This is a genomic window from Rhodococcus sp. NS-SX18 (genome assembly GCF_057367935.1).
The window spans coordinates 1,592,931-1,610,641 of the sequence record NZ_CM170633.1; the positions used below are offsets into that span (position 1 = coordinate 1,592,931).

Consider the following 17,711-nt stretch of genomic DNA (forward strand, 5'->3'; position numbering starts at 1 on the left):
TGTGGGACGGGACAGGTCTCGGGGCGGACGTTACTCCCGACAGTGCCCACGCGGCACCGGTTCGCCGATCCGGATCACCGGCCTCCCAGCACCCGTCGGGTGGCCTCGTCGGCGGGGTAGAACGCCTCGATCGCCAGTTCCGCGACGGTGACGTCCAACGGCGTGCCGAACAGCGTCGTCGTGCTCAGCAGGGACAGCTCGCCGTCGTCGGTGCGCAGCCGCAACGGCACCACCAGGGCGTGGGCGGTGGCCGGATCGAGCTCGGCGTCGTGCCCGTCGTCGCTGGGGTAGGCGGCCAGTTCGGCGTGCAGCCGGCGCAGCACCGGGTCGCCCGTCGCGGCGAGCTGATGTCGCAGTCGGGTCAGCAGGTGCGCCCGCCACTGGCCGTGATTGACGATGCGCGGCGCCATCCCGTCCGGGTGCAGCGTCACCCGCAGCACGTTCACCGGGGGTTCGAGCAGCCGTGGGTCGCATCCGCCCAGCAGGCCCATGACGGCGTCGTTGGCGTCGACCATCGTCCAGTGCCGGTCCACCACCAGCGCCGGATAGGGGCGGTGCGACGACAGGATCCGCTCGATAGCGTCGGCCACCGCGGCCATCGGCACGTCCCCGAGACGGTGCTCCGGGTACGCGGGCGCCAGACCCGCCGCGAGCAGCAGCGAGTTGCGCTCCCGCAGCGGGATGTCGAGCTGATCGGCCAGGCGCAGCAGCATGACACGCGTCGGCCGGGACCGGCCCGTCTCGAGGAAACTCACGTGCCGGGCCGAGACCTGCGCCCGGTTGGCGAGGGCGAGCTGGCTCAGGCCGCGACGCTCACGCCAGTGCCGCAGCAGTGCTCCGACGGGTTCCTCGTGCACGGTGGTCATGAAGGTCACGGTAGGTGCGGAAGGGAACGACGGCCATTACCTGCCGGGTAATCGATTCGCCCACCACGGCCCGGCAGTCTCGTCGGTGTACGGCACACCGCCGCCACCGACCGACCCGGAGGACCCCATGACTGCCTACGCGATCGCCCATCTGCGCTCCGTCGACTTCGGCCCCGAGATCGTCCGCTACATCGAGGAGATCGACGACACCTTCACGCCGTACGGGGGCAGGTTCCTCGTCCACGGCGTCGAACCCGAGGTCCACGAGGGACCCTGGCCCGGCCACGTCGTGGTCGTCGAGTTCCCCGACCTCGAGCAGGCCCGCGCCTGGTACCGGTCGCCGGCCTACCAGGCGATCCTGCCGCTGCGCACCGAGCACTCCGACAGTTCGGCGATCCTCGTCGAGGGTGTCCCGCCGGGCTACCGGGCGCGCGACTACCTCACCAAGATGGGGCACAGCTGAGTGGTCCGGACCGACCGGCTCAGCGCAGGATCCCGGCCGCGCGGGCCGGCGCCGCATACGCCTCGGCGAGGGTGTCGACCGTCTCGTGGGCGTTGAGGCCGCTCGGATTCGGCACCACCCATACCGGCACGCCACCGATCGTCGCCTCCTGCAACCCCGCGGCCGCCTTGCGGTGCCCGAACGCCGACCGGTATGCCGTGATGCCGGCGACGGCCACCACCCGCGGCCGGTGCTGCGCCACCACCCCGGCCAGTCGCACGGCCCCGGTTCGCAGCTCGTCTGCCGTGAGTTCGTCCGCGCGGGCGGTGGCGCGGGGGGCGAGATTGGTGATCCCGACGCCGCGCTCGATCAGGTGCGCCTTGTCGTCCTCGCTCATCCCGGAGCTGGGGTCGACGGGCCGGAGCAGGATGCCGGCCCGCAGCAGGGCCGGGTAGAAGCGGTTGCCGGGCCGGGCGAAGTGCGCACCCGTCGCCGCTGTCCACAAACCCGGATTGATGCCTACGAACAGCAGCCGGCAACCCGGCCCGATCAGGTCGGGCACCACCGCGTCACGGAAGCGTTCGAGTTCGGCGTGCGTGAATCCCATCCGTCCCACGGTAGCGAGCGGCGCCGTCCCGGTCCGGCCTCGCCCGGACACGAGGAGTGCGGCCGCCCTCGTCCGCGCCCTCATCGGCTAGGGTGAAACGCGCGTCGTGGCGGGACCGGACAGCCGCGGCGAGCAGGGCCGAAACGATAGGGGAAGGTGTGCAGCGCCGGAACGTGATCGGTAACCCCGTCGAAGACCCGTCCGGCCGCGAGGTGGCGCTACCGCCGTACACGGATCTGCTGTGGCCCACCCTGCAGGCGCTGATCGGGCTCGGCGGCTCGGCTTCGATCGAGGAACTCGAGAAGGCGGTCGTCGCGCGCGAGCGTCTGTCCGAGGCCGCGCGGTCCGTACTGCACGGTGACGGCCCGGTCACCGAGATCGAGTACCGGATCGGCTGGGCGCGTACCTATCTCAAGGGCATGGGTCTGCTGGCCAACACCCGGCGCGGCGTGTGGAGCGTCACGGACCGCGGTCGTGCGGTGCAGGAATCGGAGATCAAGCCGCTCCAGGTGGCCTACACCGCGGAGAAACGACGCAAACGACTCGTACGCAACGCGTCGTCGCGGGCGCAGGTGGTGCCTCTCGCGGCGGCCCCCGAGGATCCCGAGCTGTGGCGCGAACCGGTGCTCGCCGCCGTCGCCGAGCTCCCCGACGAGGGGTTCGAACGGCTCGCCGTCGCGGTGCTCCGCGCCGCCGGATTCACCACCGTCTCCGTCCCGCCGTACGGTGGCCATCTCGACACCGGCTCCGACAACGACGTCGACGTGGAGGGCACCGGCGTGCTGCGGGTGTCGCTGCTCGGCTTCTCGGTGTTCTTCCGCTTCCTGCGCGGGCCCGAGCGGGCGGGCGCGGACGTGGTGCGCGAGTTCCGCGCCGCGATGGCCGGTCGCGGTGAGAAGGGCCTGCTCGTCACCACCGGCACGTTCGGCGACGACGCCCGCGCCGAGGCGCACCGGCTCGGCGCGCCCCCCATCGAACTCGTCGACGGCGACGGGCTGTGCGATCTGCTCAAGGAGCACGGTCTCGGGGTCCACACCACGGTGCGCACCGTCGAGGACGTGGCTCTGGTTCCGGCCTTCTTCGCCGAGCTCGGCGACCGGTAGTCCCGCCTGTCGTCGGGCCACGAATCCCGATGTGCCCCCGCGGGACCCGGGAGTGTGATCCAATACCGGAGGCTCGACACCCTGTCTTCCGTGCACGCTCGTCCAAGCGAGGTTCGATGGCCGTTTCACGTCGGGAACTGTTGCGATACGCGGCCGTCGGCTCGTGCGCGGCCTGGATCTCGGCCGTCGCCGCCCCCGGGGTGGCGCACGGCCGGGAGGTGCTCGGCACGATCGTCGACTACTCGGCGGCCGTGCCGTCGCCGTCGTCGATTCGGGCCGCCGGGCACGTCGGGGCCATCCGGTACGTCTCGGACCGCCGGCCGGGCGCCGAATGGATGCTGGCCAAGCCGCTGACCGAGTCGGAGGCCGCCGCCCTCGTCGCCGGCGACCTCGAGGTCGTCTCGTGCTACCAGTTCGGCAAGGCCGACACGGCGGACTGGCTCGGTGGATACGACGCCGGGGTCCGGCACGCGACGCGCGGCCTCGAGTTGCACCGCGCGGCCGGGGGACCGGCGGACCGGCCGATCTACGCCTCGATCGACGACAACCCGTCCGAGCAGCAGTTCGCCGACCTGATCGCACCGTACCTGCAGGGCTGGCACGACGTGCTCGGCGCCGGGAACACCGGCGTGTACGCCAACGCACCGACCATCTCCTGGGCGCGCGATGCCGGCCTGGGGTCGTTCTACTGGCAGCACGACTGGGGCACGGCCGAGGGTTACGTGCATCCCGCGGCCGATCTGCACCAGGTGGGCGGCGGCACGATCGACGGCATCGGCATCGACGTCAACAACGTGTTCAGCACCGACTACGGGCAGTGGTCGCTCACCGCCGGGTGAGGCCGCCGGGTCGTGACCGCGGTACGGCCATCGTGAGGGCCAGACCGACGACGGCGGCCAGGGCCGCCACCAGGAACGTGGCGCGGAAGGCGTCGAGGGCGGGGACCGTCGCGGTGCCGACGGTCAGGGTGTCCGCCGCGAGCAGGACGCTCACGACCGCCGCGGACGAGGAGGTCCCCACCGAGCGCATCAGCGCGTTGAGACTGTTTGCGGCCGCGGTCTCCGACAGCGGCACGGCGGTCATGATCAGCGCCGGCATCGCGGCGTAGGACAGGCCGATACCGGCGCCGATGATCATGGCGGCGACCACGATGTGCCAGATCGCCGAGCAGGCGACGTAGGCCAGGAGGTAGCCGAGGCAGACGACGACTGCGCCCGCGGCGAGGGTCGTGCGGGGCCCGTACCGGGTCGTGATCCGCGCCGAGACCGGCGACAGCGCCATCATGACAAGACCGCTCGGCGCGAGCGCCAGGCCCGTTGCGACCATGGACAACCCGAACCCGTAGCCCGTGACGACGGGTGCCATCAACAACTGCGGGAAGGCGAGGCTGTTGCTGTAGAGCGCGAAACCGACCGCGACCGAGGCCAGGTTGGTGAACAGCACCGGACGTCGCCCCGACACGCGCAGATCGACCAGCGGCCCGGGCCGCCGCAGTTCGTACCGGCCCCAGACGACGGCGGTGGCGGCGGCACCCGCGAACATCGCGAGCGTCCCGGGCGCCGTCCAGCCCCAGGTGCTGCCCTTGGTCACGGGGAGGAGGAACAGCGTCAGCGCCACCGACAGACCGACCGCGCCGAGCAGGTCGAAACGACCGCGAGCCGACCGGGGAGATTCGGGAACCACCCACAGCACCAGGGCGGCGGCGAGGACTCCGACCAGTCCGCAGAACCAGAACAGGGTGTGCCAGTGGGCGACCTGCGCGACGGCCGCGGCGACGGGGAACCCGACGGCCCCGCCGACTCCCATCGTCGCGCTGATGGTCGCCATCGCCCCCGGCAGTCTGCGCGGGTGCAGTTCGTCGCGGAGGATCGCGATGCCCAGCGGAATGGCTCCGGTCGCCGCGCCCTGCAGTGCACGACCGGTGATCATCGGCCACAGGGTGGTGGACAGCGCGCAGACCGCGGAGCCGGCGACGAGCGTGCCGAGACAGACGAGCAGCATCCGGCGTTTGCCGAACATGTCGCCGAGCCGGCCGCTGACCGGGGTGATCACCGCGGAGGCCAGCAGGGTGGCGGTGACGGCCCACGAGGCGCTCTCCACCGAAGTTCCGAGCAGATACGGCAGTTGGGGCAGCAGCGGGACGACGAGGGTGTGCATCAGGGCGACGACGATGCCGCAGAGGGAGAGAACAGCGACGAGGCCACGGGGTGCCGGACGTTCGCCGACCGGCGGGATCCGGGTCTCGACCGCCATGCGCCTCCTCGAAGCCGGGCCGCGACGGGGAATCGACGACCGGACGTACGACATCTACCAGGTGCGGCGGCGCCGGGGGGAGCACGAGCCCGTTCAACGGGACACCGCCTGCCCGTTCAACTCTGGCAGTGCGCGGCGGGGTCGGGTTCGGCGGCGGTGACGACGAGCGTGGGGTGCGGGTCGTCGGGGGCGTCGTGGACGCCGCGCCACGACAGCAGCGACCAGCGGGACAGTCCCGACAGTGCCGAGCCGAGGCTGGCGAACGACAGCGACGACAGGGCCGAACCGAACGATCCCACCGAACCGACCGACAGCACCGACCCGACACTGCCGACGGACAGGATCGAGTACGCCGAGCCGATGGACAGGATCGAGCCCTCGGAACGGACGGAGAGGATCGACCGGTGGGAGCGACGGGAGCGCAGGGACCGGGAAACGGTGTGCCCGAGAGGTGTTTCGGCCATGTCCCGGTCTACCACGCAGCGGGCGGCGCGGGAAGCGTGCGGACGACGGAGGCCGCCGGGACGATCCCGGCGGCCTCGGCGGACGTGCGGACGATCAGGCGACCGTGACGAGCCCGATCGTCGGCAGGAAGGTGCACGAGCGCGGGGCCGCGCCCTCGGCCTGCGTGGTGATGCCCCCGGAGATCACCGCGGCCACGTTGCCGGAGCCGGTGTCCGCGATCGCGCTGAGCGTCGTCGGCCCGTCGGGGTTGATCCGGGCCTCGTCGGTCAGCGTCGCGGTGCCGCTGCGGCCGTTGGAGACGTTGATCCAGCTCACCGTCAGCGGCTGGGCCTGCTGCGCGGCGAACTTGGCGGTTCCCAGCGCGGTGAACACGAACCCGGCCTGGCCGGCCTTCGGGCCCGGCGGCGGGAGCGGTGCGGGACCGGCGACGGCGAGCGCGGTGCCGATGGAGTCGCCGCCGTCGCGGATGCAGTCCTTGCCGATGCTCGGGTACAGGAACTGCGAGATCGCCACGGCGTTCGGGTCGGGGAGGTCGGGTCCGCCACCGCCGCTGCCGTCGAGGAAGGTGATCACGCGCTGGAGCAGGGCCTTGACGGAGTCGGGCAGCTGCGAGTTCGCGAGCAGTTCCTTCGCCTGGTCGAGCAGCTGGTTCCGGCCGTCGGCGACGTCCGTCGGCCCGGCTGCCGCGCCGACGATGGCGGGGGCGAGGGAGGCGAGGGCCTCGACCTCTGCGGGTGCGGCCGCCTGGGTGGTCAGCATGCCCATGAGGGACTCGATCGTCAGGTCCGCCGGCAGCGGGTAGCCCGCGAGCTCGACCGGCAGCTGAAGCGTGTCGGGGAAGCCCGGAACGACGGGTTGCGCGACCGCCTGCGAGGGCACGGTGAGCGCCGCGGCGGCGGCGAGAGCGCAGGCGGTGATCATCCTGCGCGTTGCTCGGGTTCGAAGCACTTTTCCCCATCCTTGTCGTTGAAGCGGCTCCGGAGCGCGGGGCTCCGATGCCGCTGACGGCTCGGGGAGACACTTTATGTAGGCCCCCCGATCAGTACAAGCCGTGGCCGGTCTCACAGCCGCCGCCTGTATTCGCGGGAGTCTAGCCATAACGTGTTCCGATCGATGGTGTCTGCTCGAGACTACGTGTGACGCATGTGGTTTTTGTGAGAGTAGATGAAACTGTTACTGATGTGAGTATCGTGTTCGGCTCGCCGTCGTGGAACGGATAGTCTGCATCAGTCCCCGGTCCTTCCCCGGGGTGACGTGACGACGGGAGGCCGCGCCGCAGTGTCCGACTCGGTTCGCCCGCATCGACTGTGGTGGTGCGCGGCCCTGCTGGCCGTCTCCGTCGGGGTGCGCCTGGCGTGGAACTTCCTCACCCCCAACGGCATGAATCTCGTGGATCTGCACGTGTACGTCGACGGGTCCGCGGCGCTGCTGCGCGGGGAGCTCTACGACTTCACCTACACCCGGGACACGCCCGAGTTCTCCCTGCCCTTCACCTACCCGCCGTTCGCGGCCCTGGTCTTCTTCCCCCTGCACTACCTCCCGTTCCCCGTGGTCGGCGTGGTGTGGCAGCTGCTGACCGTCGCCGCCCTGTTCGGCATCCTGCGTATCTGTCTCGAGCTGCTGTTCGGTCCCGCGGCCCACAGCGCCCACTGGACGGCGGTCGCGCTCGGGTGGACGGCGGTCGGCATCTGGACCGAGCCCATCCGCACGACCCTCGACTACGGGCAGGTCAACGTGTTCCTGGCCTTCGGTGTGATGGTCGCGGTCCGCAGCAACCGCTGGTGGCTCTCGGGTGGCCTGGTCGGGGTGCTCGCCGGCATCAAGCTGACCCCGGCGGTCGCCGGTCTGTACTTCGTGGCACGACGGCGGTGGTCGGCGGCATTCTTCTCCGCGGCGGTCTTCGTCGTCACCGTCGCCGTCAGCTGGCTGGTGCTCGGCGAGCAGGCACGGACCTACTTCACGACGTTGTTCGGCGACGCCGAGCGGATCGGACCGGTGGGGTCGGTCTGGAACCAGTCGCTGCGCGGCGCGCTGAGCCGCATCGTGGGGCACGATGTCGGCACCGGGCCGCTGTGGCTGGCGGCCGTCGTGGTCTCGGCGGCGCTGGCCTTCGCGGCCTGGCGTGCCCTCGGTCCGGACGATCGCCTCGGCACCGTCGTCGTCGTCGAACTCTTCGGGCTGCTGGTCTCGCCGATCTCCTGGATGCACCACTGGGTGTGGGTCCTGCCGATGCTGGTGTGGCTGGTCTACGGTCCGCTCGCGGACCGGCGCGGCGCGCGCGTGCTGGCCGGATTCTGGGCGGTGCTCACCGTCGTCGGCGTGCCGTGGCTGCTGGGGCTGGCGCAGGATTCGATGTGGGACATCTCGCGGCCCGCGGTGCTCGCCTGGGCCGGGGCGTGCAACGTGCTCGGAGTGCTCGCGGTGTACGTGTGGACGATCCTCGCCCGGCGCAGCGCTGCGCGGCACCCCGCTCCGGCCGTGTCCGTCAGCCGTGGACCAGCGAGTCGATCGTCCGGGCCAGTTCCACGTCCGACGCGGTGATCCCGCCGGCGGAATGGGTGGACAGCGAATAGGTCACCTTCCGCCAGCGGATGTCGATGTCGGGATGGTGGTTCGCCGCCTCGGCGGCCTCGGCCACCCGGTCCACCAGCGCGACGGCGTCGGGGAACGAAGGGGACTCGACGGTGCGCACGATCGCGTTCCCGTCCCGCTGCCAGGCGGGGAGATCGGCGAGGGCGGCCTCGATGTCGGCGTCGGAGAGCAACTCGGCCATGTCTCATTCTGGGACGATGCGGCACATGAGTGCAACGACGGGCCGGTCGGACGAGGTGGTGGCCGGGGCGATCTTCCGTGACGGCCGGCTGTTGCTGGCGCAGCGGGTCGGTCCCCCGGAGCTGGCGGGGTTGTGGGAACTGCCCGGCGGCAAGGCGGAGCCGGGGGAGTCCGCCGAGGCGGCACTACGCCGGGAGTTGCGGGAGGAACTGGGCGTGGAGGTCGCCGGCGCACAACGGGTCGGGGCCGGAGTGCCGCTCGCCGGGGGCCGGGTGCTGCGCGCCTACCGCGTCGAGCTGGTGTCAGGGGAACCGCGGCCGCTCGAGCACGCGGCACTGTGCTGGGTGGACGCCGACGAGCTGGAGCGGATCGACCTGGTGCCCAACGACCGGGTGTGGCTGCCGGAGCTGCGCGCCCGACTCCGGGACTGACGGTGGTGCGGCCGGTCAGGCGGCGCGGGCCTTCTTCAGGCGCTTGGCGAGCTCCTTCTTGCCCAGGCCTTCGTGCTCGAGTCTCATCATCCGCATGACCACCACCGGGCAGCGCACACAGCGGGTCTTCTTGCGGCAGCACTTCTTCTTGGGCTCGAGCTGCGCGACCTTGCTCGCCTTCACCTTGCCCATCCGGGTAGCCGGCCTTTCGTCGGTGGGGTTCCGGACCACAACACTTTCCGAAGGTTAGCATGCCCTTACCTTGGCGACCGGATCGTCGAGTATCGGGGGCTGCCGCGCGGCGCAGAGCGACGTGGCGAACGTCACGCTCTGCCGCGCGAGCTGGTGAATCGGGTCTCGGCGGGCGCGGAGCACCGGGACCGGCCTGTACTGTATTGGAGGCCGCAGTGCCTGTGCGGGCCGTTTTCGGCCGCGAACAGGTGACTCGCATTCGCGACGCGGCCACCGCAAGAACGCCGTACGGGCGAGGTGCCGTCTGGGTCCAGTGCCGTGTGGCCGGACAACAGCCAGGAGAGCCATCGCGTGAGCACCGCCAGTTTCCGCAACGTCGCCATCGTCGCGCACGTCGACCACGGTAAGACCACCCTCGTCGACGCCATGCTGCGCCAATCGGGCGCCTTCGCCGAGCGCGCGGAACTCGTCGACCGGGTCATGGACTCCGGTGACCTCGAGCGCGAGAAGGGCATCACGATTCTCGCGAAGAACACCGCCGTGCACCGGCACAACGCCGACGGCACCGTCACCGTCATCAACGTGATCGACACCCCCGGTCACGCCGACTTCGGTGGCGAGGTCGAGCGCGGGCTGTCCATGGTCGACGGCGTCGTCCTGCTCGTCGACGCGTCCGAGGGTCCGCTGCCGCAGACCCGCTTCGTGCTGCGCAAGGCGCTCTCCGCGTCGCTGCCGGTGCTGCTCGTGGTCAACAAGACCGACCGTCCCGACGCCCGCATCGCCGAGGTCGTCGAGGAGACCCACGACCTGCTCCTCGACCTCGCCTCCGACCTCGACGACGAGGCCTCCGAGGCCGCCGAGCAGCTGCTGGACCTGCCGGTCCTGTACGCCTCCGGACGCGAGGGCAAGGCGTCCACCGAACAGCCCGAGAACGGACAGGCGCCCTCCGCCGAGAATCTCGACGCGCTGTTCGACGTGCTCATGAAGTACATCCCCGCCCCCAAGGGCGATCCCACCGCACCGCTGCAGGCGCACGTCACCAACCTCGACGCCTCCGAGTTCCTCGGCCGCCTGGCGCTGCTGCGCATCCACAACGGCGAACTGCGCAAGGGCCAGACCGTCGCGTGGATGCACGCCGACGGTGTGAAGAACGTGAAGATCACCGAGCTGCTCAAGACCATCGGGGTCGAGCGCCGGCCCGGTGAGGTCGCCGTCGCCGGTGACATCGTCGCCGTCGCCGGTATCCCGGACATCATGATCGGCGACACCCTCGCCGACGTGGACAACCCGGTCGCCCTGCCGCGCATCACGGTCGACGAGCCGGCCATCTCGGTGGTCATCGGCACCAACACGTCGCCGCTCGTCGGCCGCGTGCAGGGCCACAAGCTGACCGCGCGCATGGTCAAGTCCCGGCTCGACTCGGAGCTGGTCGGCAACGTGTCGCTGCGCGTGCTCGACATCGGCCGTCCCGACGCGTGGGAGGTACAGGGCCGCGGCGAGCTGGCGCTGGCCATCCTCGTCGAGCAGATGCGCCGCGAAGGCTTCGAACTCACCGTCGGCAAGCCGCAGGTGGTCACCCGGCAGATCGACGGCAAGGTGCACGAGCCGTACGAGGAGCTCACCGTCGACAGCCCCGAGGAACACCTCGGCGCGATCACCCAGCTGCTCGCGGCCCGCAAGGGCAAGATGGTGCAGATGTCCAACCACGCCGCCGGATGGGTGCGCATGGAGTTCATCGTCCCGTCGCGCGGCCTCATCGGGTTCCGCACCGACTTCCTCACCGAGACCCGCGGCACGGGCATCGCCAACGCCGTCTTCCACGGCTACGCCCCGTGGGCCGGCGAGATCCGCGCCCGGCACACCGGCTCCCTGGTCTCCGACCGCTCGGGCTCGGTCACGCCGTTCGCCATGATCCAGCTCGGCGACCGCGGCACCTTCTTCGTGGAGCCGGGCAGCGACACCTACGAGGGCCATGTCGTGGGCATCAACCCGCGCGCCGAGGACCTCGACATCAACGTCACCCGCGAGAAGAAGCTCACCAACATGCGCTCCTCCACGGCCGACGTGATGGAGACCCTCGCCAAGCCGATCACCCTGAGCCTCGAAGAGGCCATGGAGTTCTGCGCATCCGACGAGTGCGTCGAGGTCACCCCGGAGATCCTCCGGGTCCGCAAGGTGCACCTCTCGGCCACCGACCGGGCTCGCGCCCGCTCGCGGGAGAAGGCTCGCAACAAGTAGTCGCGGCAGTGGACGAGTAGTGCGGCAGAGGTGGTCCCGGTGCGGCCGGGACCACCGCCGCATCCCGGAGGGAAGGGAGGCCGGATGCGCAGGTTCGCCGGGATCACCGCCGTCGCCGCGGTGCTGGGATTGTCGGCGTGCACCGCCGATCCACCGCCGCCGATCGAGCAGACCGAACCCACCCGGACCCCCGCCCCGGTGCCTCAGCTCAACACCGTCGTGGTGGCGGTCGACGATGTGGGCGCCGGGTTCAATCCGCACCTGCTCGCCGACCAGTCGCCCGTCGGCAACACGGTCGCCGGGATGGTGCTGCCGAGCGCGTTCCGGCCCGTGCCCGATCCCGCGCGGCCCGGTGCCTCGGTGTGGATGCTCGACGAGTCCGTCCTCGTGTCGGCCGAAGTCACCTCGCAGGCGCCGTTCACCATCACCTATCAGGTCCGCGACGAAGCGCAGTGGTCCGACAGCGCACCCATCGCCGCCGAGGACTTCCGGTACCTGTGGCAGCAGATGATCACCGAGCCCGGTGTGGTCGATCCCGCCGGCTACCGTCTCATCGAGGACGTCGGATCCTCCGGCGGCGGCAAGACCGTCACCGTCACCCTGCGCGAGCCCTACCCGGCGTGGCGGGAACTGTTCACCCACCTCCTGCCGGCTCACCTGGTCAAGGACACGCCGGGCGGGTTCGCCACGAGCCTCGCCGAATCGATCCCGGTGTCCGGTGGGCAGTTCCACGTCAAGTCCGTCGACCGAGGGCGGGGCGAGATCCTGCTCGAACGCAACGACCGCTTCTGGGGGACCCCGGCCCGGCCCGACCGGATCCTGTTGCGGCGCGGCGGAACCGACGCGCAGCTCGCCGAGTCCATGCGCACCGGCGACGCCCAGGTCGCGCAGATGCACGGCGGGGGCTCCGCGCTGCTCGCCCAGCTCGGCGCGATCCCGCACGTGCGCACCGGCACCCAGCTCCAGCCTCGCGTCCTGGAGCTGACCCTCAACGGCCGCACGGCCGAGTTCGCGGATCCACGCGTGCGCCGCGCCGTCCTCGGACTTCTCGACCCGGACCTGCTGGCCACCGTCGCGGCCGGCACGGAATCGGCCGTGGTCGCGGCCCGGGCGCAGGTACTCGCCCCGTCCGACCCCGGATACGCCCCGAGCCTGCCGCCGCGCCCGGGCCGTGAGGAGTCCCTCAAGCTCCTCGCCGCGGCCGGTTACGTACCGGCCGACCCGGCGACGGTCGAAGCCACCCGCACGCCGGTACCGGAAGCGGCGACGACCGGGCTGCTCGCCCAGGGGGACACGCCCCTGGCGCTCGTGCTGGGCGTGCCCGAGAACTCCCCGGTGGCCGACGCCGTCGCCCACACCGCCGCGGACCAGCTGCGCGGGGCCGGCGTCGCGGCCACCGTGACCACGCTGCCGCCCGACGAGCTCTACGGCGACGCACTCGTCCGGGGAACCGTGCACGCCGTGGTCGGCTGGACCCGCGCCGGCGGCGACCCCGCCACGGCCGCGATGTCCCGATTCGGTTGTCCACCGGCGATTCCCGGGCAGGAAAGCGCCCCGGCCGGGCCGGATCCGGCGCCCACTCCGGAGCCCGCCCCGGACGATGACACCGTTCCCGAGGGTGACACCGCTCCCGAGGGTGAGAGTCCCGACGACGAGATCGAAGCCGCCGAGGCGCAGCTCGCCGCACCGAGCAACGTGTCCGGGGTGTGCGACCCCGCCCTCGAATCCGAACTCGCCGGCGCCCTGCGCGGCGCCGGCGACGTGCCCGCCGTCCTGACCGGCGCCCAGCCGAAGCTGTGGGACCTCGCGGTCACCCTGCCGATCGTGCAGGACCGCACCGTGATCGCCGCGGGACCCGGCGTCGAGGGCGTGGCGCTGACCGGTGCGATCCCCGCCGGGCCCCTGTCCGACGCGCAGAACTGGTGGAGGACCACACCGTGACCGACCGAACCGACCCCGCGTCGAGGCGCCTGCTGCTGGTGCACGCCCACCCCGACGACGAATCCATCACCACGGGCGGGACGATCGCGCACTACGCCGCTCAGGGTGCCGAGGTCACCGTCGTGACGTGCACCCTCGGGGAGGAAGGCGAGGTCATCGGGGACGAGTGGGCCCAGCTCACCGCCGACCGCGCCGATCAGCTCGGCGGTTACCGCATCCACGAACTCGGCCGGGCGCTGGCCGCCCTCGGCGTGCCTGCGCCGCGCTTCCTCGGCGGTGCCGGGCACTGGCGCGATTCCGGAATGGCCGGGACCCCGTCGGCTGCGAACCCCCGGGCCTGGGTGAATGCCGACCGTGACGAGGCGGTGGCCGCACTGGTCGCGGTGATCCGCGAACTGCGCCCGCACGTGGTGGTCACCTACGACCCGGTGGGTGGCTACGGCCACCCCGACCACATCCGGGTGCATCACGTCGTGACCGCGGCGGTCGAGGCCGCGGGGACCGACGCCTACCCGCACGCCGGCTCGCCGTGGGACCCGGCGAAGCTCTACTGGACCGTCACCGAGGCGAGCGCCCTGCGCCGCGGCGTCGAGAACATGACCGACCTGCCCGACGGATGGCGACGACCCGGCCCCGACGAGCTGCCGAGCGTGCCCGACGACCGGGTCACCACCGTCGTCGACGTCGACGACGTGCTCGACGCCAAGCGAGCGGCGCTGGCGGCGCACGCGACCCAGGTGCTCGTGGCGCCCGGCGGCGCACAGTTCACCCTGTCCAACCTCGTCGCGCAGCCCGTGCTGGACCGGGAGCACTACGTACTGGCCCGCGGCGACCGCGGCCCCGGCCCCGGGCGTGAGCGTGACCTCTTCGCCGGGCTGGGTTAGTGTGACCACGAGCACCGGAAAGGTGATCACGGTCACACGAGAGGGTTCCGATGTACAACTGGTCCGTCCAGAACCAGATCGTCGCATTCGTCGATTCGCTGCGTCCCTACGCGGACCAGATCAATGCCGCCTACTACCAGGCGCTCTACGGCTTCGCGGACCAGGCCAGCGACGTGCTCACGCTCATGGGCTACCCGCCCGTGCCGTGATCGGCCGGGACCCGGTGCCCACGGACCCGCGCCCGTGGCGCACTATCGAACCATGACGGTCGATCCCGCCACCACCGCCACGCAGGCCCCCGCGTCGCCGACGGCGAAGCCGCGCACGGGCATCGTCGCTCTGCTGACCTTCGACGGTTTCCTGTGCGCGCTGCTGTCCGTGTTCTTCCTCGGCCTGTACATCGGCACCGTGCCGTTCCCCGTCACGATAGTGCTGGCCGGCGTGGCGAACGTGCTGCTGGTGATGGCGATGCGCGCCGAAACCGGGTCCACCTCGCGCGCGGCCTGGCCGCTGCTCGCGTGGATCGTCGGGTTCGTCGTGTGCCTGGCGGGCGGCCCCGGCGGCGATCAGCTCCTCGTCGCCGACTGGCGGACCCTGCTGCTGCCGGTCGGCGCACTCGCCCCCGCCGGTTTGTACCTGTTCGTCGCTCGCATGGCCGCCCTCACGAGTGCAGTCCGGCAGCCCGCGCCGCGTCCGTGAGCACGGCGGTGAGCATGGCCGGGGTGAGCCGGCCGGTGAACGTGTTCTGCTGGCTCACGTGATAGCAGCCGAACACGTGTAACGGCCCGCGGTCCGCGGCGTCGCCGCGCGGCAGCAGTTCCACGCCCGCCCCGTGCCCGAATCGGGGGCGTGGACGCGGCACGACCCAGCCGGCGTCGTCGAGGACCGGGAACAGCGCCTGCCAGCCGAAGCCGCCGAGCACCACGATCGAGCGCAACGTCGGCGTCAGCAGCTGCAGCTCCGCATCGAGCCAGGTGCGGCACGTGTCCCGCTCCTGCGGCGTCGGCCGGTTGGCGGGGGGTGCGCAGTGCACCGGCGACGTGACGCGGGTACCGAACAGCTCGAGGCCGTCGCCGCGGTGCGTCGCGGTGGGCTGCGACGCCAGGCCCGCCGCGTGCAGCGCGGCGTAGAGGAAGTCGCCCGAGCGGTCGCCGGTGAACATCCGCCCGGTCCGGTTGCCGCCGTGCGCGGCCGGGGCCAGGCCGACGATCAGCAGGGACGCGTCCGCCGGACCGAACCCGGGCACGGGACGCGCCCAGTACTCCTCGTCGCGGTAGGCGGCACGCTTGTCCCGGCCCACCTGCTCGCGCCACGCGACCAGGCGCGGGCAGGCCCGGCACTCGATCAGGCGGGCGTCGAGCGTGGCCAGGTCGCGTGGCCGGCCGATGTCCGGGTTCATCGGCGCACCCAGGCGTCGCCGGCGCCGGGTGTGACCGCCTCGACCAGCGCCCACGCCTGCTCGGCGGGTAGATCCACGACCTCGTAGCGGCCCGTGCCGGCCGGCGTCGCGGCGACGACGGTCGCCACTCCGGCGCGGCGCTGGAAGAACGACTGCCGCACCGTCCAGCCGATGATGCCGTCCGCCTCGAGCGAGACGCGGCGCCGATCCAGTGAGCCCCCGCGGGTGATCAACCACGCCGGCGCGTCCGTCGTTCCGGCACCGAGCACGGCGTGACCCAGGCTGCGGTAGCGATCCCACGCCAGCCCCACCGCCCCCGCCGCGACGACCGCGACCAACGGCCCCCACACCGCCACCGGCACCGTGCGGCCGGTGACCGCGACCGCCGTCGCAGCGGCCGCGACGGCCAGGGCCACGGGCAGCAGCGCCCGGGTGAATCGTCGTCGCCGCGCCGCCGGCCCGTGCGCACGCAGCGGGGCGTCGAGCTGACGGGTGTCGCGCAGCACCGCCGCCGCGACCCGTCGCGCCTCGGCGGACGGCGCGGGCGGCAGCAGCAACGACGACTCGCCGTGCTCGGCGGCGACACCGGTCATCACCGCGTCGAGCCGGGCACCGCCGGCCAGGCGCAGCGCCAGCGGCTCGCGGAGGCTCACCCCGCGCAGACGGCGCCGATCCAGGGTGGTGTGGCGGTGCCGCAGCAGGCCGTGCCCGACGCGCAGCATCCGTCCGTCGTCGGTGACCGACAGGTCCGCGTACAGCAGCACGTAGCGCACGCACGCCGCCAGGCTCGCCACCACGACGAGGACGAGCAGACCGAGCGCGGCGGCGACGAACGGCCCGACGGCCTCGACCGACGACAGCCCACGCTCGACGGTGGCGGACTCACCGAGCCGCTCGGCGAGTCCGTACTGGAAGGCCAGTCCCACCACCGCGGCGACGGTGACCAGCCCGGTGGTCGAGAACGGGGCGTAGCGCACCCAGCCCGGTCGGAACCGGGCGACCTCGGTCTCGGCGGGCACGACCGCCCCGGACTCCTCGGCCGGCGTCCCCGGGTGCGTGCCGAGCAGGGCGTCGCGCAGCGCCGGCACGGCGCCGATCGCCAGGCCGTTCAGCTCGAACCGATTGCGGTCCCGGCCGGCGCCGGTGCGCTGCCCGGTCCCGAGCCGGACCACCGCCAGCCCGAGCAACCGGTGCAGCAGGCGCTGCTCGACGTCCACCGACCGGATGCGGCTGCGCGGCACCGACAGCAGCTGACGTTGCAGCAGGCCGCGGCGCAGTTCCACGTGCACCGGCCCGATCCGGTAGGTCGTGGTGAACCAGCGCAACACGCCGATCCCCACCAGCAGTCCGGCCACCGCCAGACCCCAGCCGTGATTGCCGCTGCTGCTGCCGAGCACCACGGACGCCACCAGCACGGGCAGCAGCCGCAGCACCTCCTCGACGGGGTGGATCAGCAGCATCCGCGGATCGAGCCGCAACCACGGCTGCTCGGCCTCGGCGGCGAGGGCGGCGGCGTCGGACCGCTCCGGCGGGACGGGGACGTCGCTCACGTGGCATCCGCCTGGGTGCTGCCGGCGATCGCGGTGAGCCGCGCGGCGGTGGCGTCGGCGACCCCGACGTCGAGGGCGGTGATCTCGACCGCCCCGGCGGACGAGGCGGTGGTGACGGTCACGGTGGCGAGACCGAGCCACCGGTCGATCGGCCCCCGCTCCGTGTCGACGGTCTGGATCCGGGAGATCGGCGCGATCCGGCGCTCCTGGGTGAACCATCCCGAGCGCGTGTACACCGCGGTGTCGGTGATCTCCCAGCGGTGCACCCGATACCGCCACAGCGGCATCACGCCGACGTGCGCGACGGCGAGGACCGCGGTGACCACGGCGGCGGCGACGTGCCAACCCGGATGCCGGCCGGAGTCGACGATCGCCCACACCACCTGGGCGGCGACGACCGGTAGCCACAGCAGTGCCGCGCCCACCGCCCACAGCAGCCGCGCTCTCGGGCTGGGGCGCCACGCGGGCTCGGCCATGGTCACCGGCGCCGGCGGGGCAGCCCAGCCGACGGCGGTGGGCGGGGGAGCGTCCCGGGTCACGTGGTTCTCCTCGTCGGTGGTGTCCTGTC

General features: G+C 72.1%; 20 protein-coding genes. 10 read left to right on the top strand and 10 right to left on the bottom strand.

The window, feature by feature from the left end; genetic code table 11:
• Positions 1–74: 74 nt before the first annotated feature.
• Positions 75–866 carry a helix-turn-helix domain-containing protein gene (locus AC2IPW_RS07485; protein ID WP_040782020.1) on the bottom strand — a complete coding sequence of 264 codons (792 nt, stop codon included), beginning with the start codon at positions 864–866 and terminating at the stop codon, positions 75–77.
• Between the two features lie 127 nt (positions 867–993).
• On the opposite strand from AC2IPW_RS07485, the gene AC2IPW_RS07490 reads away from it, so the two are divergent.
• The gene (locus AC2IPW_RS07490; protein ID WP_371384310.1) at positions 994–1,329 is read left to right on the top strand and encodes a DUF1330 domain-containing protein; all 336 of its coding nucleotides are present in this window, start codon (positions 994–996) and stop codon (positions 1,327–1,329) included.
• A gap of 19 nt (positions 1,330–1,348) precedes the next feature.
• Here the strand turns inward: AC2IPW_RS07490 and AC2IPW_RS07495 are convergent, their stop codons facing one another.
• Positions 1,349–1,915, bottom strand: coding sequence for a mismatch-specific DNA-glycosylase (locus AC2IPW_RS07495; RefSeq protein ID WP_054372364.1), 567 nt, complete (start codon positions 1,913–1,915; stop codon positions 1,349–1,351).
• A gap of 158 nt (positions 1,916–2,073) precedes the next feature.
• On the opposite strand from AC2IPW_RS07495, the gene AC2IPW_RS07500 reads away from it, so the two are divergent.
• Both AC2IPW_RS07500 and AC2IPW_RS07505 read left to right on the top strand, forming a co-directional pair.
• Positions 2,074–3,018 (top strand): restriction endonuclease, encoded by a 945-nt coding sequence (locus AC2IPW_RS07500; RefSeq protein ID WP_486376594.1) that lies wholly within the window; start codon positions 2,074–2,076, stop codon positions 3,016–3,018.
• Positions 3,019–3,134: 116 nt separating this feature from the next.
• Entirely contained in the window at positions 3,135–3,857 is a 723-nt protein-coding gene (locus tag AC2IPW_RS07505) for a DUF1906 domain-containing protein (RefSeq protein ID WP_003936047.1), read from the top strand.
• Here the strand turns inward: AC2IPW_RS07505 and AC2IPW_RS07510 are convergent.
• The 3 genes from AC2IPW_RS07510 to AC2IPW_RS07520 all read right to left on the bottom strand — a co-directional run bounded on the left by AC2IPW_RS07510 (position 3,844) and on the right by AC2IPW_RS07520 (position 6,684).
• On the bottom strand, positions 3,844–5,271 hold the full coding sequence (locus tag AC2IPW_RS07510; RefSeq protein WP_054372363.1) for an MFS transporter: 1,428 nt from the start codon (positions 5,269–5,271) through the stop codon (positions 3,844–3,846). The genes AC2IPW_RS07505 and AC2IPW_RS07510 overlap by 14 nt on opposite strands.
• A 116-nt stretch (positions 5,272–5,387) precedes the next feature.
• Positions 5,388–5,735 (bottom strand): hypothetical protein, encoded by a 348-nt coding sequence (locus AC2IPW_RS07515; protein ID WP_003936049.1) that lies wholly within the window; start codon positions 5,733–5,735, stop codon positions 5,388–5,390.
• Positions 5,736–5,829: 94 nt separating this feature from the next.
• Entirely contained in the window at positions 5,830–6,684 is an 855-nt protein-coding gene (locus tag AC2IPW_RS07520; protein WP_486376595.1) for an Rv1157c family protein, read from the bottom strand.
• Between the two features lie 330 nt (positions 6,685–7,014).
• On the opposite strand from AC2IPW_RS07520, the gene AC2IPW_RS07525 reads away from it, so the two are divergent.
• Positions 7,015–8,277 carry a mannosyltransferase gene (locus AC2IPW_RS07525; RefSeq protein ID WP_486376596.1) on the top strand — a complete coding sequence of 421 codons (1,263 nt, stop codon included), beginning with the start codon at positions 7,015–7,017 and terminating at the stop codon, positions 8,275–8,277.
• Here the strand turns inward: AC2IPW_RS07525 and AC2IPW_RS07530 are convergent.
• Positions 8,222–8,509 (bottom strand): 4a-hydroxytetrahydrobiopterin dehydratase, encoded by a 288-nt coding sequence (locus tag AC2IPW_RS07530; protein WP_003936052.1) that lies wholly within the window; start codon positions 8,507–8,509, stop codon positions 8,222–8,224. The two genes, AC2IPW_RS07525 and AC2IPW_RS07530, sit on opposite strands and share 56 nt — an antisense overlap.
• A gap of 25 nt (positions 8,510–8,534) precedes the next feature.
• Between AC2IPW_RS07530 and AC2IPW_RS07535 the strand changes: the two genes are divergently transcribed.
• Positions 8,535–8,939, top strand: a complete 405-nt coding sequence (locus AC2IPW_RS07535; protein WP_003936053.1) for a (deoxy)nucleoside triphosphate pyrophosphohydrolase — start codon at positions 8,535–8,537, stop codon at positions 8,937–8,939.
• A 15-nt stretch (positions 8,940–8,954) separates the two neighbouring features.
• On the opposite strand, the gene AC2IPW_RS07540 is transcribed toward AC2IPW_RS07535, so the two are convergent.
• Positions 8,955–9,131, bottom strand: coding sequence for a hypothetical protein (locus AC2IPW_RS07540; protein ID WP_486376597.1), 177 nt, complete (start codon positions 9,129–9,131; stop codon positions 8,955–8,957).
• Positions 9,132–9,482: 351 nt separating this feature from the next.
• On the opposite strand from AC2IPW_RS07540, the gene typA reads away from it, so the two are divergent.
• The 5 genes from typA to AC2IPW_RS07565 all read left to right on the top strand — a co-directional run bounded on the left by typA (position 9,483) and on the right by AC2IPW_RS07565 (position 14,893).
• Positions 9,483–11,369 (top strand): translational GTPase TypA, encoded by a 1,887-nt coding sequence (typA, locus tag AC2IPW_RS07545; protein ID WP_003936055.1) that lies wholly within the window; start codon positions 9,483–9,485, stop codon positions 11,367–11,369.
• Between the two features lie 84 nt (positions 11,370–11,453).
• A complete protein-coding gene (locus AC2IPW_RS07550; RefSeq protein ID WP_486376598.1) occupies positions 11,454–13,310 on the top strand; it encodes an ABC transporter family substrate-binding protein in 1,857 nt (618 codons plus the stop codon).
• The gene (mshB, locus tag AC2IPW_RS07555; RefSeq protein ID WP_486376599.1) at positions 13,307–14,194 is read left to right on the top strand and encodes an N-acetyl-1-D-myo-inositol-2-amino-2-deoxy-alpha-D-glucopyranoside deacetylase; all 888 of its coding nucleotides are present in this window, start codon (positions 13,307–13,309) and stop codon (positions 14,192–14,194) included. The genes AC2IPW_RS07550 and mshB overlap by 4 nt, the downstream gene beginning before the upstream one ends.
• A gap of 50 nt (positions 14,195–14,244) precedes the next feature.
• The gene (locus AC2IPW_RS07560) at positions 14,245–14,403 is read left to right on the top strand and encodes a hypothetical protein (protein WP_003936058.1); all 159 of its coding nucleotides are present in this window, start codon (positions 14,245–14,247) and stop codon (positions 14,401–14,403) included.
• A 52-nt stretch (positions 14,404–14,455) separates the two neighbouring features.
• Positions 14,456–14,893: a hypothetical protein gene (locus AC2IPW_RS07565; protein WP_003936059.1), complete on the top strand. Its 438-nt coding sequence runs from the start codon at positions 14,456–14,458 to the stop codon at positions 14,891–14,893.
• On the opposite strand, the gene AC2IPW_RS07570 is transcribed toward AC2IPW_RS07565, so the two are convergent.
• The 3 genes from AC2IPW_RS07570 to AC2IPW_RS07580 are packed head-to-tail and all read right to left on the bottom strand — an operon-like array spanning position 14,856 to position 17,682.
• Complete coding sequence (locus AC2IPW_RS07570) at positions 14,856–15,593, bottom strand: uracil-DNA glycosylase (RefSeq protein WP_040782023.1); 738 nt, start codon at positions 15,591–15,593, stop codon at positions 14,856–14,858. The two genes, AC2IPW_RS07565 and AC2IPW_RS07570, sit on opposite strands and share 38 nt — an antisense overlap.
• A complete protein-coding gene (locus tag AC2IPW_RS07575) occupies positions 15,590–17,143 on the bottom strand; it encodes a PH domain-containing protein (RefSeq protein ID WP_486376600.1) in 1,554 nt (517 codons plus the stop codon). The genes AC2IPW_RS07570 and AC2IPW_RS07575 overlap by 4 nt, the downstream gene beginning before the upstream one ends.
• Positions 17,140–17,682, bottom strand: a complete 543-nt coding sequence (locus AC2IPW_RS07580; RefSeq protein WP_003936062.1) for a PH domain-containing protein — start codon at positions 17,680–17,682, stop codon at positions 17,140–17,142. Before AC2IPW_RS07580 ends, AC2IPW_RS07575 begins: the two co-directional genes overlap by 4 nt.
• Positions 17,683–17,711 lie beyond the last annotated feature (29 nt).

Coding starts and splice junctions, on each gene's coding strand:
- AC2IPW_RS07540 (WP_486376597.1), bottom strand. CDS start 9,131: ATGGGCAAGGTGAAGGCGAGCAAGGTCGCGCAGCTCGAGCCCAAGAAG.
- AC2IPW_RS07560 (WP_003936058.1), top strand. CDS start 14,245: ATGTACAACTGGTCCGTCCAGAACCAGATCGTCGCATTCGTCGATTCG.
- AC2IPW_RS07515 (WP_003936049.1), bottom strand. CDS start 5,735: ATGGCCGAAACACCTCTCGGGCACACCGTTTCCCGGTCCCTGCGCTCC.
- AC2IPW_RS07570 (WP_040782023.1), bottom strand. CDS start 15,593: ATGAACCCGGACATCGGCCGGCCACGCGACCTGGCCACGCTCGACGCC.
- AC2IPW_RS07565 (WP_003936059.1), top strand. CDS start 14,456: ATGACGGTCGATCCCGCCACCACCGCCACGCAGGCCCCCGCGTCGCCG.
- AC2IPW_RS07510 (WP_054372363.1), bottom strand. CDS start 5,271: ATGGCGGTCGAGACCCGGATCCCGCCGGTCGGCGAACGTCCGGCACCC.
- AC2IPW_RS07535 (WP_003936053.1), top strand. CDS start 8,535: ATGAGTGCAACGACGGGCCGGTCGGACGAGGTGGTGGCCGGGGCGATC.
- AC2IPW_RS07485 (WP_040782020.1), bottom strand. CDS start 866: ATGACCACCGTGCACGAGGAACCCGTCGGAGCACTGCTGCGGCACTGG.
- AC2IPW_RS07550 (WP_486376598.1), top strand. CDS start 11,454: ATGCGCAGGTTCGCCGGGATCACCGCCGTCGCCGCGGTGCTGGGATTG.
- AC2IPW_RS07495 (WP_054372364.1), bottom strand. CDS start 1,915: ATGGGATTCACGCACGCCGAACTCGAACGCTTCCGTGACGCGGTGGTG.
- AC2IPW_RS07505 (WP_003936047.1), top strand. CDS start 3,135: ATGGCCGTTTCACGTCGGGAACTGTTGCGATACGCGGCCGTCGGCTCG.
- AC2IPW_RS07530 (WP_003936052.1), bottom strand. CDS start 8,509: ATGGCCGAGTTGCTCTCCGACGCCGACATCGAGGCCGCCCTCGCCGAT.
- AC2IPW_RS07490 (WP_371384310.1), top strand. CDS start 994: ATGACTGCCTACGCGATCGCCCATCTGCGCTCCGTCGACTTCGGCCCC.